Genomic DNA, 14,289 nt, shown 5'->3' with positions numbered 1-14,289 from the left:
AATGAGTAATTTTAAAGAGTTTCAATCAAAAAACATAGATCAAGCGATACAGGATGCATGCGCCTTTTTCGGTACGGAGCGGGAAAAGCTTGAAATCGAGATTGTCGAAGACGCAAAAATGGGTGTTTTCGGCATTATAGGAGCAAGAAAAGCCAAAATCCGCGCAAGGCTCGCTTCTTTGTCCGATTTCAATATGCCCGGTGACGAGGGTAAAAAACAAAAACCGTATAATCGCAATACAAAAGCCAAAAACCGTCCGGCACAGGAAAAAACGGAATATAAGAAACCCCGAGCCGAAAAACAGGTTTTTGCCGAAGACGAGGAAGAGGGCGAAAGCCAAAAACGTTTCCTTGCCAAAATTCAGGCGGAAAACGCCGCTCATGGTGAAGAAGAGCTTGATGAATACCAGCTTGAAGCTATGGACAGGGAAGCCATGCAAAAGGCGAATTTGCTCGGCAACATGACGGAAGCGGAAATTATCGCCAGCGGACAATATGAAAACAGAAACGGCCGTTACCAAAGGGCGAACTCCCGTTTTTCCCGATATCCGCATAATAATCACGGACGTTATGAACAGCGCGATAATGCGTATGAGCGCGGCGGCAAATATGCCAAGTATGATCGTCAGGAAAAAAGCGGCCGCTTTGAAAAAACGGACCGCCCCCGTTATGACAAGTATGAGAAATATGATAAAACAGACCGCAAATCCCGTTATTATCAGCCAAAACGTCCGCAAAACCATGCCTATTCAACTATTGAAAACAGCGCGGATTACGAAAGCGTGCAGCTGCCGCGTATCAATTTGCTTGAGTTGGACCAGGAAAAATTGAAGCAAACGGTGCGGGAAACCGTTACCGCTCTTGTCCGTCCCATTGTGGGGGAAATTACCGCTCTTGAGGTGAACGTTGAAGAAAACCGCGTTCTCGTGAAAGTCGAAAGCGAAGATTCCGGACTTCTTATCGGGCGTGAGGGACAGCATTTGGCTGCCGTGCAATATCTTGCCGCCCGCATCATCACGACGAAAATGCAGGTGCAGGTCCGCATTCAGCTTGATACCGGCGATTACCACCAACGCCAAGATGACCGTATGCAGTCTTTGGCGTTAATGCTTGCGGACAGGCTTCGCAAAACAGGACGCTCCCAATCAACGCGCCCCATGAGCGCTTATCAGCGCCGCGTCATTCACCTTGCTTTACAGGACGAACCCGATGTGCAGACAAGAAGCGTCGGGGACGGAGTGCTCAAGCGTGTGATCATAATGAAAAAACGCAGCGATTACAATGAAGTTCCCGAGGAATTGACCGCCGATCAAGACCGGTTTGAAGATGATGTCTTTATGGCTGACGAGAAAGAATTGGACTAGGAAGCAAGAAGCGAAGAATAAGAAGAGGCTGTGAAGCACATGAAAAAACAATATGCGGTTATCGGAAATCCGGTACTTCACAGTCTCAGTCCTTTGATACATCAGCGCGCTTTTGATTTTTATCAAATCGAGGCGCGCTATTTTGCGTATGAAGTGGAGGATTTTTCCGCTTTTATGCAGTATTTTCACGCGGGAAACCAAACGGGGAATACGGTTTCGCACGCTCGGGACGTTTCACGGGCGCATGATGTTCCGTTGTTTCAGGAGGGCGGATTTATTCCCTATTCCTATCTTGGCTGCCAAGGCGGTTTATATCAGAAAAATTTGAAACTCGTTCCTTATGCCGGACAGGATTTTTCTTTTCCGCTGCAAGGGCTTTCCGTCACCATTCCTCATAAAAAGGCGGTCTTGCAGGCTGCGGACAGGATTGGGTATAAAGCGCGGCTTGCCGGCGCTGCGAATACGCTTTATTGGGATAAAGGCGAATTGGTTGCGGAAAACACGGATATAGCAGGTTTTTTCGCTCCCTTGGAAGCTTATTTTCACAATAATCCCCCTTTTCATTCCGTTTTGGTTTATGGTGCCGGCGGGGCGGCTTGCGCGGTTTTGACCGCTCTTTTGCATATGCGGGAGCTGCAAACCGTTTATCTTTGCGCAAGGCGTGAAGAACAGGCGCAGGAGCTTATCAGCCATTTTAAAGCACATGGTGATCTCATGCGGGAATATGGTTTGAACACAAAGGCGGAACTGCGGTTCATTCCGCTGCGGCATGAAGAATTTGCCTGTGATTTGGCGGTGAACACCATCCCGCAGTGGGGAGCCGAGGCGGTAAGCCCCCGCGCGGATTTTACGGGTGTTCGTTTTGCTTATGATTTAACCTACAAGCAAACGCCGTTTTTGGAAAAAGCACAGGAATACGGCGTGTTTTGCCAAGACGGCAAAACCATGTTCATTGAGCAGGCAAAAGCCCAGTTTAAGTTTTGGACGGGACTTGAAATTCCCATCCGGTGCTATCAGGATATTTTTTAATAATTTTTCAGGCTGTGCTTTTTCGTTTCTCCCCTAGAATATTTTCGGATACCGTCCGCGGTACTTCGGTATCGTTTTCCTCTTGCTTTTTTGGGGGAGAATTATTCTTTCCGCTTCAACAGATAAAACTATTCAACCCGTTAAACATTGCTCATAACAGGTTTGTTTTTATGTGCTTTTGAAGCATTTTTATTTAACATTAAGAATTTTTTTTCAAGGAGAAAACTTTTCCAAACGTTTTCCCCTTGCCCCCTTTCAAAGCGTTTTAACTTTTATACCATATCATTATGAATGGTTAAAAATGATTATGAAAGTTTTAAGAGGGTACGGGGAAAGAGTTTTTACAAAAGCTGTCTTCCTGAAAATGCTTATGATTTCCTGCGGAGCTAATGCGTTAATGTTTTTTGATAGTTTTTCAAGCAAGCTGGATTTTTTATTGTACGTCCCAAGCCGCAAATCAGCAGTCATTGGTTTGTGAGGGGCTTATTCTTTCTGTAAAATGGCGAAATAGAGGATGTCATGCCCTTTGAACGCGGGGTTTAATCGGGAGGGAACGAGGTATTCCTCGTGCAGGCAGTGCATGGCGGGAACTTCGGCAAGGAGTTTTTTTATCTGTTCCTTGTTTTCACATTCAAAAACGGAACACGTGCAGTAAAAAAGGCAGCCCTTGTCTTCTAAATGTTCAGAAGCGAGGCGCAGGAGTTTTTCTTGAATGAGCGAAATTTCCGCAAGGCTTTCTTCGCTGATACGGTATTTTACTTCAGGATTGCGGGCTATGGTGCCTGATGTGGAGCAGGGGCTGTCAAGCAGGATAAGAGGAAATTTCCTGTCTTGAGCCATTTTTTCGGCAAGTCCTTCCATGATTTGCGGAGAGGGCAAACCAAGGCGTGAAAGTTGGGTTTTGAATGCTTCAAGGCGTTCGCTGTTCGGTTCGCTGACCATGCTGACGCGGATATTTTTTTCCAAAAGGGCGAGGCTTTTTCCTCCGCGTCCGCAGCACATATCCCATAACGGCGCTGTGCCGAGATTTTTTTCCTGAATGAAAGCGGCGATTTTCTCCGCAAAAAGGGCGGAAGAAACGCCTTGTCTTGAAAGAATGCCCTGTTTGGCGAGGGGCAGGATTTGTTCCTGCGCGCGTTCTTGAGTTTTTTGTTCTGGGAAAAAAACTATGCTTTGGCTGAATAATTCGGCATGTTGGGGCAATTCGTTTTTTTGCGGATTGAGGCGAAAACTCGGAATCGGGGCGTAAAAACTTTCTTCGGCAAGGAGCTGATAAAAGCTCTTATGAATATTATTTGTAAAAAGTTCTGACAAATCGGCTAGTTGGTGCAGTTTGCGCAAAGCCTTTTTATTGGGGATCCGATTATCGGGAATTTTTGTTTTTATTTGTTCCTGATAGTGCGCAAGATTTTCTGCCGCCGTATTTTTATTTTTTAAAATAGTGCGCAAAATAGCATTGACGGCATGGGCTTTGCTTTGTCCTTCACGCTTTTTGATGAGATTTGCATATTCATTGACAACGGCGTACTCGCTTTTATTCATGAAAAAAATTTCAAACAGGGCGAGGCAGAGGCATGTTTCCATTGCCGGACCGGGCTTTTTTTTGCAGTGACTTAGACAGATTTGTTTGAGAAGTCCCGCATTTCGCAAAACCCCGTAACAAAGAGCCATGAGGCATGCCCTGTCTTGGCTCGAATGCCCGTGTGCGGGAATTTGAGCGAAAGCCTTTTCCAACAGCACGGGAAAAGGCGTGTTTCCTGCTTTTTGCAAAAGGCATTCTAAAGCGAGTTCCCGCAGTTTTGGCAGGTTCGGCAGCTTTAGCATGATTTTTCCTTAATTCCGTTCTGTCGGCAGGGCAAAAGAAGCGCGGGGATTATTGCGGTAATAGCCGTTTTGAAAGGATTTTGCGTCAATGCTGGGTTTGCCCGCCAAACGCAAAGAGCGTATGCCGTAAAAACTGTCACGGCATTTTACGGCTATGTATTTTTCATATATGCCGACAATTTCGCCGCAGAGGGCTTGCTTTTGTTCTTCAGTCGGGGAAAAATCCGTGCGCTCCAAAGGATAGCCCGCTTCAATGCGCACGGCGACAGGTTCTTTTCCCTCCAAAACAAGGTTTGCCGTCGCTCCCGGATTCGGGGAAAAACAGCGCACGTGATTATGGACTTCCAAACTTGTTTTTGTAAAATCGGTCTGCGCTTCTTGTTTTGTGAGTTTTGCCGCGTGGGTGGCGAGTTCCCCGTTTTGTCGGATCAGCGTTATGTCGCCGTTTCGGATAAGGTCCAGGGCTTCAAGCAGAAGCGTCGCTCCGGAACGGGCCATATCCATAAGCAGGGTGCCGGAATTATGATGATTTTCTTCCGTATCGTCAATGGAAATGGCTTGCTGCAAAAGAGCCGGACCGGTATCGAGCCCTGCTTCCATGCGCATAATGGTCACTCCGGTCAGCGTATCGCCATTTAAGAGGCAGCGCTGTACCGGGGCGGCCCCGCGGTATTTTGGAAGCAAGGAAGCGTGGACATTGTACGCTCCGAATTGGGGAATATCCAAAACTTCCTGCGGCAAAAGCATGCCGTAGGCGGCGATGACCAAAATATCCGGATTCAAGGCTTTGAGCTTGGCGGCGGCTTCAGGATTATTTCTGAATTTTTCAGGCTGGTAAACGGGAATACCCAGCTCTTTGGCGAGAATTTTCGTCTCAGGCTCGATAAGTTTGTTTTTTCCCCTGCCTCCGAGTTTGTCGGGCTGGGTGTACACGGCAATGATTTCATCTTTGTTTTCAGCATGCAGGCGTTTTAAAATTTCCGCCGCGAAAAAAGGTGTTCCCATGTAGACGATACGCATATCCATATCCTTATTTTTCTTGTTTTCCGAGTAAAAGAAAGGTGTCAAGCCATGCTATGAGCTCTCCGCAGCGTCCTCCGCCGTACATGAGCATTCCGAAAAGCTCTTTGCGCTGTGATTCCATAAGTTCGGGGGAAATTCGCTCGTTCTCCGCAAGGCTGTTGCAGAGTTTTCTTGCCAAAAACCAATTTTCCGTGCCATGGATGAAAAGGAGCATGTTTTCGGCAAAGGTCAGCCCTTGCTTTATGATGTATTCCTCGCGTTTTTCGGTGGAAGGCAGGACAAGTGAGCGGGCGAGCGCGATGCGCAGGGCGTTGAGCTGCGAGCCGTGCACATTGGTGTCCCAGCCATAAAGCCAATCATTGCGCCGAAACAGGAGGTGCAGATTTTCGCCGAGCTGAAAGACTTTTTGCAGTTGACCGTCAAGTTCCCGCAAAAGCGGCCATGTGGTTTGAAAATCCGTTTGTATCCACCGGGGCGAGAACTCATCGGTATTCAAAATGTTTTTGCATAGTCCCCCGCCTCTGACTTCAAAGGCTGTTCCGGTGGCTGTGAGCTTGCCCGCGTCCGTTCCCGTCAGAAGGGATTTGAGCATGTGGGCGAGAATTTGGTTTGCATCTTTGGAATCCGCCGTTTCCAAATGGCTGTAACTTAAAATATATTGTCCTTTGCCATAGCTGCCTGCAATAATTGCGGGCTGTCCGTCCAAAAGTTTGGGTTTTAAGCGCACGCCGTAAACATTTTCCCAATCTTCAAGGGTATTTTGCGGCAATGAGCAAACAGGCAGGTCATGGCTGTAAAAATCTTCTCCCATTTCACGGTAGCGGGCGAGTACCCGGACTTCGCCTTTTGAGGGAGTTCGGGCGATTTCTTCTTTGCCTGGTTCTTGAAAACGTCCCGGCCACCATACGGGCAGGCTCGCTTTTTTCATGTCTTGCGGAATAAGGTTGTCGGCAAAAATATCGCAGTAAATGTGCCCGGAAATCCTGTGCTCGATCCTGCCTTCGTAAAAGTCCCGTCCCCATGGGCAAAGGGCTAAGCCGTCCTCAAGGGCGAGTCCGGCGCCGCCGCAGAAACCGAGATACGCGCCGCCTTCCGCAACGAAGTTTCGGACTGCTTCCATGCCTTTTTGCCCGAGCAGATTCGCTTTTTGTTTTCCTGCTCCTCCGGGGACGATAAGAACGTTAAAGGCTTTTTCCTTTAAAATATTTTCTTGGCATTCCTTAGCCGTGACAATTTCATAAGGCAAGCCCGTCTGAATGACGGTGTTGAGCGCCAGATGTCCCCAAAGCGGTGAAGCGTCCCATAAAACGGCAAGCATGGTCAGTTCCGTTTATCGAGAAGAAAACTTGGATTTTCGGGAAATTCCATGTTGTTTTGGGCGAGAAACGCCTCGAAGATTTTGCAGGCGCGGGGAAATTTGTCATGGCATTTTTTTGAGCCGGGTTTTTCACCGTGCAGAAGTTCAAGACAGTCGACAGCGCCGAATTCCTGTTTGAAGGCGTGGTGCAGGGAGCGTACTTTTTCATACGTAACGGATTTCGTTTGCCCTTTTTCCATATCGCCGTCGCTGAAAAGAAGCCCGACAATAAGATAAAGCCCGGTCAAGAGCCCGCACGTTTGCTGCATTTGTCCCATGCCGCCGCCGAAACCTTCCGCCATTTGATAAAGATATTTCGGTTCGACAGAGACCAAATCCTGATAAGCGAGGGCGATAGCCTGCGCGCAGTTGACGCCCTGCGCGTTCTTGTTTTTTGCAAAATCAGCACGTGTGTTCATAACTATCCTTTATTTTTGGCAATTTCATATTCGGCGCGCAGTTGTCCGCATGCGGCTTCAATGTCTTGTCCTTTGCTTTTGCGGATAATGGCGGTAATGTTTTTTGCCCAAAGTTTTTTTTCAAATTGCAGAAGATTTTCAGGGCTGGGAGCCTTATAAGGGGAGTTTGGCGTGTCATTGTAAGGGATGAGATTGAGTTTCGCTTTGAGGCGCGAACAGATTTTGACAAGTTCCCCCGCGTCTTCCGCGGTGTCGTTGACGCCGCCGATGACAAGATATTCCAACGTCATGCGTTCCCTTGCGTGCAAGGTGTATTTTTCAAGAGCGGAAAGCAGATCTTCCAAATGCCACTTGGAGGCTTTGGGCATGAGCATGGCGCGTTTTTCCTGCGTGGGAGTGTGCAGGGATACCGCCAAATAGGCGAGGTTGCTCTCGCCCAGTTCCCGCAAGCCTTTTTGTATGCCGCATGTGGAAACGGTGATGCGGCGGGCGGAAAAGGCGAGCCCCTTTTTATGGTGCAGCGTTTCCAGACTTTTCATCAAATTTTCAAAATTAAGCAAGGGTTCGCCCATGCCCATGAAGACCAAATTTCTGATAATGGGGCGTTCGGGGTGCGTGTCTTCCAGATAATGGCGGGCTGTCTGCACTTGCCCCAAGATTTCCCCCATGCTCATATTGCGGGTGAAGCCGAGCTTTCCCGTGCTGCAAAACGTGCAGCCCATGGCGCAGCCCACCTGCGTGGAAAGGCATTGGGTCACGCGTCCGTTTCCGTCCTTGGCTATGCTCGGAATAAGGACGGTTTCAATGAGTTCTCCGTCTTCAAGCCTGAGCAGGAATTTTGTCGTGCCGTCCTTGCTTTTGCTGACTTTTTCGATAGCAGGGCGAAATAAATAGGCTTTTTCCTGCAGGCGTTCCCTTGTTTTTTTGGCGATGTCCGACATGCTTTCAAAATCCGTGCAGTTTTTCGCCCAAATCCAGTTCCAAAGCTGTGCGGTTCTGTATTTGGGTAAAAGCAGCTCTTTTGTTACGAAATTCTCAAGTTCTTGGTAGCCAAGGGAGTTGAGGTTGATCTTGGTATTCATGTTTGCCTTTGATGTCTGTAAATTGCCCCATATATATAGTCCCTTTCAGAAAAAAAATAAAGTTAAAGTTTGGGCGGGAAAACGGGCGAAAAGAAGCGGTCGGGGCTTTCTTTGAGGGGAGGGGATGAGGAAAAGCCGGCGCGGAATTGTTAAGAATTATTTAAAAAAATTGATTGACACAAAAAGAACAATTAGTTAAAATTATCCTACATACAAAAAGAATTGTCAAAAATATGCCAACGTTGCATATGTTTTTCTTTTTTGACATGGCGTGAATGGTTCTTTCCAGTCTTTGGCGGAAACGAAAGTGAGGATTTCGTTTTTGGCGTTGTTCCGCAGTGAAAATACGGAACGTTAAGAAGATGAGGAAAGAAATATATGCCATAACATTGAACTCATCTTGAGTTTTGATACATTGGAGGAGGTTTCATGCTTAAAAACGCTTTAAAAGCACTTTTTGACCATTTTGAGAGTTATTTGTGTCAATTTTTGCTCGTTTTCTTTGTCCTTGTTGTTTTTATGCAAATTGTTCTCAGACAAATCAATATGTCTTTGAGCTGGACTGAAGAAATTGCCCGCTACGCCTTTATCTGGTTCATTCTGTTCGGGGCTTGCTACGCAACCCGTCTTTGCGCTTTGAACCGTGTGACCGTTCAATTTATGAAAGCGCCGCAATGGGTGACCAATCTGTTCTTATTTGTCGGTGACGTGATTTGGATAGGTTTTTCCCTTGTCATGGCGTATTACGGTTTGCTCGCCGTGCTTGATTTGAGGGAATTTCCTTATTACACTCCTGCTCTCGACTGGGATTTAGGCTATGTATACCTCGTGTTCCCATTGAGCTTTACCCTTATGGCGATCCGTATCGTGCAGGTGAACGTGATGAAATATATTTTGCATATTGAAATCGCCGACCCCGACCAAGAAGCTATGGAAGAAAGCAAGAAAGCGCTTTCTAAAGAGGTGGAAGAAGAATGCTAGAAATGACCCCAGGAATGATTGGAGCAATACTTTTTTTAGTATTTTTTGCTCTTTTGCTTATCGGCAGCCCCATCATGGTTGCCCTCGGTATTGCGACAATGTCTTGCTTCTTCCTGCTTGGCATTGACATCAGCATAATGATTGAAAAAGCTTTTGCGAACCTGACCGCTTTCCCGCTTATGGCACTGCCGTGCTTCGTGCTGGCTGGCGCGCTCATGGAGGCGGCGGGCATATCCAAACGGCTCGTGCACATTGCGGAAAACATCGTCGGACCTATCCCCGGCGGGCTTGCCATTTCAACGGCTTTGGCATGCGTGTTCTTCGGGGCTATTTCCGGTTCCGGACCTGCCACGACGGCGGCTGTCGGCATGCTCATGATTCCTGCCATGGCTTGCCGCGGTTACAATAAAGCGTATGCCGCCGCGACAACGGCGACGGCGGGCGGTATCGGTATCATCATTCCGCCAAGTATCCCGATGGTTATCTATGGCGTCACCGGACAGCAAAGTATCGCCAAAATGTTCATGGCGGGTATTGTTCCCGGATTTTGTATCGCCCTGTCTTTGAGTGTCGCTCATTATTTCCTTTGCCGTAACCTTAAAACCGAAGGGCTCGCCTGGTCCCGTGCCGCGTTAAGGCAGGCGACAAGAGAAGGCTTTTGGTCCATCATGGCTCCGGTCATCATTCTGGGCGGTATTTACGCCGGTACGTTCACACCGACGGAAGCAGCCGTTGTCGCCATTGTGTATACGGTGATTGTCGGCGTGTTCATCCATAAGGAACTGACGTTCAAAGCGTTCATGAACTCCTTGAAAACAACTTCATGGCTTACGGGCCGTGTGCTTGTTCTGGTGTTCACGGCAACCGCTTTCGGCTATCTGCTTACCTCTTACCGTCTGCCTATCTATATTGCGGAATGGATGCTCAATTTCACGGACAACGTCTATCTGGTCTGGGCTATGGTGGTCGTGTTCCTCTTGTTCCTCGGAATGTTCATGGAAACGCTTGCCATCATCATGCTTGTAACGCCGGTTCTCTTGCCGCTCATGACAGCGTTCGGCGTTGACCCTATCCATTTCGGTATCGTGCTGATTTGCTGCTGCGCAGTCGGCTTTGCTACACCGCCTCTTGGTGAGAACATGTTCGTCGCTTCCGGTATTTCAAACGAAAGTTTGGAAGCCATTTCCGTCAAGGCGCTGCCGCTCGTCGCCATCAACCTTATCGCTATTTTCATCATCGTCATGGTTCCGCAGCTTTCCTTATGGTTGCCAAGTCTGGTGGAATAGTGTATAGAAGAATTACAAGTTGATTCACCTTTCCGTCATCGGGATGGAAAGAGTCAAAATATGGTTTACAAAACCTTAAAATTAGGAGAATTCTATGAAATTGAAAAGCCTTCTTTCTTTGGCCGTTGCTGCAATGCTCGCAATGCCTGTAATGGCTAACGCAGCAACTTACAACATGGCAGTCGGTGATCCTGAAGATTCTGAACAAGGTTACGCTGCTAACGCATTCAAAAAATATGTTGAAGAAAAATCCAATGGCAATATTAAAATTGAAGTTTTCTTTGGCTCTGCTTTAGGTGACGAATCCGAATGTTTCCGTAACGTACAAAAAGGAACCCTTCCTTTTGCAGTCGGCGGTATCGCTAACCTCGTTCCTTTTGAAAAAAGACTTGGTCTTATGACTCTTCCATACCTTTGGAAAGATCTTGACGAAGTTGTTGCCGGCACAACCGGAAAACCAGCAGAACTCTTGAACAGCTACGCTACAAGCGCAGGTTTCAGACTTCTTTGCTTCACTTACACGGACTTCCGTTATATTTCCAACAGCCGCAAACCAATCACCAAAATGGCTGATATGCAAGGCTTGAAATTCCGTGTTCCTCAATCTGCTGTTCTTATCGCTTCTTACAAAGCTTTCGGCGGCAGCCCGACCCCTATTTCCTGGTCTGAAACTTTCACCGCTTTGCAACAAGGCGTTGTTGACGGTCAATGCTATGGCTACATCGGTTTCCAAGCAATGAAATTCAACGAAGCTAACCAAAAATACTTGACAGAAGTTCACTATACCTATCAAATCCAACCTCTCGTAATCAGCGAACGCGTATTCCGCAAAATGAGCGCCGAAGATCAAGCTCTTATGGTTGAAGCAGGCAAGTACGCTCAAGACCAAGTATTGGCATACCAAAAGAATGACGGCGAAAAAGCTAAGCAAGCTCTTATCGAACAAGGTCTTGTCGTTTCTTATCTTGAAGACGAAGATCAATGGCAAAAAGCTGCTTACGAAAAAGTATGGCCTGAAATGGCTGAATTTGTTGGCGGTAAAGACGCTATCAACGAATACTTGAAAGCTATGGGCAAACCTGAATGGAATAACTAATCCATAAGGGTTACCGATATAATTGAAGGGCAGAGCAATCTGCCCTTTTTTTGTCACTTCAATATAAAAAATCACCGGCAAAGCCGGCGGACGGGAAATCGTCAGGAATGGGATTATCCTCTTCCAATGAAACTAAAGGAAAGGATGTGCTGTATGAACGACAGCCAATGGTTATTCTGTGTGGAATGAAATTGTTCATAAAACATATTCTAGTTGTGTTTAAATTTAAAAGCCAGCCAATATTAGAGGGGCTTGATTGGCATCGCATGAGAGAATTATATAACTATGTGAAATACAGCAAGATAAGAAAATGTAACGCATTGAATGCATTGCAGAAGATTGAACAGTGGTTTCTGCGAGTAATTTATTTAATATGAAACCGAAAGGTTTTGAAATTAATCCATTTGTATGCTATGAAACAAAAATAGTATTTAACCAATATTCTTTAAACAACAAATAGCCTGCGTCAAAAATTGACGTAGGGCTGTCTTGACAATGTGGTGTATTATAATTAATTATAATGAAAATGAATCATAAAAAGGAGGAAATGTTATGAGTTTTAATCCGCAAGAAATGGCAAAAGACATTTTGCTCCGATATTGGGATGGTTCCTTGCCGGTTAATCCTGTCACCATTGCTAAGAAGCTTGATTTGAATGTTATTTACGGTGGAGCCGATTTGGAATTAAGCGGTTCTTTTGATGCAGACAGCCATACGATTTTCATCAATGAGGATGACAGTCTTAATAAACAGCGTTTCACTATTGCACATGAAATAGGACACGCAGTTTTAGGGCATGGTTCAAGTCCCAGAACAAAAATTCGTTACAATCAAGCCAATTTTCAACTAAAAGAATATGAAGCCAATCTTTTTGCGGCAGAACTGCTTATGCCAATAGAAGCTATCAATTATATGATTAAACAAACGGAAATTGGTCTGAAAGAAATGGCGGAAGTTTTTTCTGTTTCCAGTCAGGCATTGGAAATACGTCTTAAACGGTTGGGGTATTTATTATGACAAACATAACACCCCCACCAAAACAAAAAGCAGGATAAAACGTTTTAGAAAGCGATTTTGCAAGCCGAATTTCCGCTTCTTACAAAGATGTGCCGCAAGAATGGAAAGAAAAATCTATTGATTTGGAAAGAGAAGAAATTAAATTAAAACTTTTTCATAAAAAATGCCTTTTTTTTATTTCTTTATTTTTTGCATTAATTTTATTCTTGTTTTTTATTGTATTCTTAGCGATGTTCTTATACTCTGGAACAGATGATATAGAGCCTTTTTATAAATTAGTAAAAGATGTTCCTTATCTTATTGCGATTATTCTTGCTTTATGTCTAGCCCCATTAACAGTTATCTGTTCATTAATAAGAAATGTTTTTAAAGAAAAAACAAAAGAAGAAAAAGAAGAATATGATACCGCAAGCAACAATCCGCTTGCAGTATTGTCGCGAACCATAGCAGATATGGCAACAAACAAAAATTAAAGGGAGTGTGTGAACTCCCTTTATTTTTTATAGGAACTGTTATCTATTATGTCGCAAGCCTATCATCTCAATGCCGTTATAGCCTGCTTTGCATAGCATTTTTTCGTGTCGTTATCAAAACTGTCTTTTTCCTGTATTTGGGCATTTTAGGGTTTTTGCTGAGTTAGATTTGCTCTTGTGGGGGGAGTTTTCTTTTTGACAGGCTCTATTTTTTCGCCGTACTTTGTAAATGAAATGTTCTTGGCGGACACATTCAAAACTTCTTACGGTGTCGGTACTGTGTCTTTTAAAGGCGGAAAAAACCGCCAGTCAAGGGAAAATCCGCTGAGCTGATGTTCTATTTGGTTTGAGAAAGGATTGGAAACTGGTGCCTTGTTTGCCGGTTAAAACCGTTTGTCCGCGGCAAACGGGTATTGTATAGCCGTTCATTTTTCATATCTTTCTATGATGATTAACTCTTTTTGTTCAATGGGCTGATACGGCAGGCATTATCATTATGTAAAAACTGTGTGAAAATTATGTAAAATTTTTTATTTCATATGGCGCAATTAAAGAATTTTGATATGGTTATTCTAAGACTAAAGAAATTTCCGGTATTGTTTTCGGGAAGGGATTTCATTGTCACGTGTGAGAAGATTCGTTTATTGGAGGTTTCATGCTTAAAAACGCTTTAAAAGCATTTTTTGACCATTTTGAAGGCTATTTGTGCCAATTTTTGCTTGTTTTCTTTGTCCTTGTCGTTTTTATGCAAATTGTTCTCAGACAGCTCAACATGTCTTTGATTTGGACGGAGGAAATTGCCTGCTACGCCTTTATCTGGTTCATTCTGTTCGGGGCTTGCTACGCAACCCGTCTTTGCGCTTTGAACCGTGTGACCGTTCAATTTATGAAAGCGCCGCAATGGGTGACCAATCTGTTTTTCTTTGCTATGTTTCGATATGTTCAGCAAATTACAACCCAAAAAGGCAGATTGTATGTAAGACAGCCGATGTGTCCCGTACAATTAAATTGCAAACAAATAATTTTTAACATTGTTCTTGTTTTTGCCGGGAGGGACGGGAGTATGCCGTATTCGGTTCACGGGCATACCGCATGTCAATTTGCCTTATTTGTGCGTTGCATTTTTGCGCTTTATGGAAAAAGTGCTTTCGCTTTCCATGAGTGAACGAAAGTTTTCTGTTGTTTGGCTTTTGCCGCTTGATAAGAAGAGACAATGGCTTTTCCCATATTGTTTGTGTTTATGGGGTTTAATTTTCATGTTCGGTCAAAGAATAAATGTATGCGGACTGCGTCGGGGCAATGTCAATGCGTGTTGAATGAATAAAAAAGGGCAGAAAAT

Annotated in this window: 13 protein-coding genes; 8 read left to right on the top strand and 5 right to left on the bottom strand. The window is 45.2% G+C overall.

Features of this window, described 5'->3' with window-relative positions; all coding sequences use genetic code 11:
- Nucleotide 1 precedes the first annotated feature (1 nt).
- Nucleotides 2-1,363, top strand: coding sequence for a Jag family protein (locus JBF11_RS07240; protein ID WP_334314813.1), 1,362 nt, complete (start codon nucleotides 2-4; stop codon nucleotides 1,361-1,363).
- Nucleotides 1,364-1,402: 39 nt separating this feature from the next.
- On the top strand, nucleotides 1,403-2,392 hold the full coding sequence (locus tag JBF11_RS07235; RefSeq protein ID WP_334314812.1) for a shikimate dehydrogenase: 990 nt from the start codon (nucleotides 1,403-1,405) through the stop codon (nucleotides 2,390-2,392).
- 483 nt (nucleotides 2,393-2,875) lie between these two features.
- Here the strand turns inward: JBF11_RS07235 and JBF11_RS07230 are convergent, their stop codons facing one another.
- From JBF11_RS07230 to rlmN, 5 genes are read right to left on the bottom strand one after another with little or no spacing between them, the layout of a single operon-like run.
- Entirely contained in the window at nucleotides 2,876-4,216 is a 1,341-nt protein-coding gene (locus JBF11_RS07230; RefSeq protein ID WP_334314811.1) for a transcription antitermination factor NusB, read from the bottom strand.
- Nucleotides 4,217-4,225: 9 nt separating this feature from the next.
- Entirely contained in the window at nucleotides 4,226-5,236 is a 1,011-nt protein-coding gene (gene fmt, locus JBF11_RS07225; RefSeq protein ID WP_334314810.1) for a methionyl-tRNA formyltransferase, read from the bottom strand.
- Between the two features lie 10 nt (nucleotides 5,237-5,246).
- Nucleotides 5,247-6,557 carry a BPL-N domain-containing protein gene (locus JBF11_RS07220; protein ID WP_334314809.1) on the bottom strand — a complete coding sequence of 437 codons (1,311 nt, stop codon included), beginning with the start codon at nucleotides 6,555-6,557 and terminating at the stop codon, nucleotides 5,247-5,249.
- Nucleotides 6,558-6,559: 2 nt separating this feature from the next.
- Complete coding sequence (locus JBF11_RS07215; protein WP_334314808.1) at nucleotides 6,560-7,015, bottom strand: C-GCAxxG-C-C family protein; 456 nt, start codon at nucleotides 7,013-7,015, stop codon at nucleotides 6,560-6,562.
- Between the two features lie 2 nt (nucleotides 7,016-7,017).
- Complete coding sequence (rlmN, locus tag JBF11_RS07210; RefSeq protein WP_334314807.1) at nucleotides 7,018-8,097, bottom strand: dual-specificity RNA methyltransferase RlmN; 1,080 nt, start codon at nucleotides 8,095-8,097, stop codon at nucleotides 7,018-7,020.
- 429 nt (nucleotides 8,098-8,526) lie between these two features.
- On the opposite strand from rlmN, the gene JBF11_RS07205 reads away from it, so the two are divergent.
- The 6 genes from JBF11_RS07205 (at nucleotide 8,527) to JBF11_RS07180 (ending at nucleotide 14,115) form a co-directional block, all read left to right on the top strand.
- Entirely contained in the window at nucleotides 8,527-9,078 is a 552-nt protein-coding gene (locus JBF11_RS07205; RefSeq protein ID WP_334314806.1) for a TRAP transporter small permease, read from the top strand.
- On the top strand, nucleotides 9,072-10,364 hold the full coding sequence (locus JBF11_RS07200) for a TRAP transporter large permease (protein WP_334314805.1): 1,293 nt from the start codon (nucleotides 9,072-9,074) through the stop codon (nucleotides 10,362-10,364). Before JBF11_RS07205 ends, JBF11_RS07200 begins: the two co-directional genes overlap by 7 nt.
- A gap of 94 nt (nucleotides 10,365-10,458) precedes the next feature.
- Nucleotides 10,459-11,460: a TRAP transporter substrate-binding protein gene (locus JBF11_RS07195; protein ID WP_334314804.1), complete on the top strand. Its 1,002-nt coding sequence runs from the start codon at nucleotides 10,459-10,461 to the stop codon at nucleotides 11,458-11,460.
- Between the two features lie 552 nt (nucleotides 11,461-12,012).
- Nucleotides 12,013-12,477: an ImmA/IrrE family metallo-endopeptidase gene (locus tag JBF11_RS07190; protein ID WP_334314803.1), complete on the top strand. Its 465-nt coding sequence runs from the start codon at nucleotides 12,013-12,015 to the stop codon at nucleotides 12,475-12,477.
- Between the two features lie 89 nt (nucleotides 12,478-12,566).
- Entirely contained in the window at nucleotides 12,567-12,950 is a 384-nt protein-coding gene (locus JBF11_RS07185; protein WP_334314802.1) for a hypothetical protein, read from the top strand.
- A 655-nt stretch (nucleotides 12,951-13,605) separates the two neighbouring features.
- A complete protein-coding gene (locus JBF11_RS07180) occupies nucleotides 13,606-14,115 on the top strand; it encodes a TRAP transporter small permease (protein ID WP_334314801.1) in 510 nt (169 codons plus the stop codon).
- Nucleotides 14,116-14,289: the final 174 nt, after the last annotated feature.

This window comes from Taurinivorans muris (genome assembly GCF_025232395.1).
In the GTDB taxonomy this organism is placed as follows: Bacteria; Desulfobacterota; Desulfovibrionia; order Desulfovibrionales; family Desulfovibrionaceae; genus Taurinivorans; species Taurinivorans muris.
Note: the sequence above shows the minus strand (reverse complement) of the source record. Positions and strands in the feature narration are given on the sequence as shown.